Raw genomic sequence first — 1,914 nt, forward strand, 5'->3', positions numbered from 1 at the left:
ATAGGGGTAGGGACGGCGCATTGGTTTGCGCCGCCCCTCCCTCCGAACCGGACTGGCGGGTTTCCCGCATCCGGCTCTCCGATTGTTGAGTGCTGACAGTGGTTTCCCACTTGCGTCAGGTTTCAGGCTGTCAGGGTGCGTGACTTGTTGTAAGGATGCCAGCCCCCTCTCAGCGAAGTAGTGGTTTGGATAGCGGTTATGATCCCTGCCCCGCCCCCTGCCGTGTCGCTTGGCGCGGACTCGTAGGATGCTTCGCAGTCGCCCTCGTATCCACCCGTCTATCCGCGGGGATACAGTGCTCGCTCCGCCTTGAAAGTAATTACCCCAGCCTCTCACGACCTGGTTCACTCGCGTGATGATCGTTTTAAGGCTGTGGCCATTGTGGCGGCGTGTGCGTTCACGGATGCTCTCTTTGAGCTTCTTCTGGCTCTTTTCCCTCGGCCATTTATAGCCGCGTTCAAAGTGCCAGCCCAAAAACTCAAAGCCTCCGCGTTGTGTTGCGTCAACGATGCGGGTCTTTTCGGGATGCAGTGTTAGCCCGGCTTTGCTCATCCATGCTCGCACTTGCTCCAAGGCTTCTTCAGCCTCGGCTTGAGTTTTGCACAGGATCACATAGTCGTCTGCGTAGCGGATCATTTCCCTTCCCTGCTCAACCATCTGATGGTCGAGCGGGTCAAGATAGATGTTGGCCAGCAGTGGGCTTATGACCGCTCCTTGCGGTGTCCCCTGCTCCGTTGGTTTCCAGTCGTTCATGGTTTCCATGACGCCTTGTTTGAGCATCTTCTCCAATAACCCCAACACGCAGCTGTCACTGATCTTGTCTCGGACTCGATCCATGAGTTGTGCATGAGGGATGTTGTCAAAGTAGCTTTTGATGTCGGCGTCCACTACCCAGTGTCTTCCTTCGTTAAGAAGTTCTTCCACTCTTGCCACGGCCTGCCTGGCGCTGCGTTTGGGTCGGAACCCATAGCTGTGCTCGGCAAAACTGTGCTCGAATATCGGTTCGATCACGTCTCGTAGTGCGGTTTCCACTATGCGTCCTCGTATCGTGGGGATGCCAAGGGGTCGCTTGTCACGGCTTCCAAGCTTGGATATCCACACTCGCTTCACGGGCTGTGGTTCATATTTACCCTCGCGCAACAGCCGCTCTAATGTGGCGACCTCAGCCTCAGCTTCACGAACAACGCTTGCGGCGCTGCGTCCGTCGATGCCGGGGCTGGTTTTGCGTTGGGTGACCGTGCTCAACGCTGATCGGAGGTTTACAGGCGCGTAAACCTTATCAATGAGCGTGTGCCACTTTCTACCGTCGTTCCCCCTTGCGAGGGCCTGTAACATGCGTGGCGTCCAGATCATGCAGGAGCCGATGGTCATCCGCACGGTTGCCTCGGGCGGATGTGCCTTGTCCCCTGAAGGTGTAGCCTTTGCAGGCACTGCTTCAGGTGTTAGTGGCACGATTTGGACTGACGCATTCATCTTTCTACCCTCCTTCGCTCCACGGTCATTACCCGCTTCATCGCTACTATGAGGGTTCTGCTCGCTGCCAGCGCATCCTTTGCGCGGCAGGAGTCCATACTTAGCCCATGAAGCCTTCCGATCATCCCCACACCACACACCCTACATCCTCCGCAAGTCCGCTTTGTCGAATGCTTGCTGTAGCGGCTTGCGGCGAGGCTCATGCCTTGGACTTCGTCCGAGACCCACGCTCTCGCGCCGTTCTCTCCTCTCCGCCGACTCGTCAGTATGCCTGGCCGAAACGTGTTCAGGTCTTTCGACTTTTGGGGCTGATCTTTCGTCTCGTATTTCTCTCCACACGACTTCGCAGCCGTGCAGTTACACTCGACTACCATCAAGGAGCATCGACCTCGAAGACCTGGACTTTCACTGGTTGGTTTCATGTTTTCATATGCGAACGGA

Annotated in this window: 1 protein-coding gene; it reads right to left on the reverse strand. The window is 56.5% G+C overall.

Translation table 11 applies throughout. From position 1 onward, the window contains the following. Positions 1-1,245 (reverse strand): group II intron reverse transcriptase/maturase (gene ltrA / locus FEM03_RS24150; RefSeq protein ID WP_166443113.1); only part of this gene is annotated, 1,245 nt, incomplete at its 3' end. Between the last annotated feature and the right edge of the window lie 669 nt (positions 1,246-1,914).

Source organism: Phragmitibacter flavus (assembly GCF_005780165.1).
In the GTDB taxonomy this organism is placed as follows: Bacteria; Verrucomicrobiota; Verrucomicrobiia; order Verrucomicrobiales; family Verrucomicrobiaceae; genus Phragmitibacter; species Phragmitibacter flavus.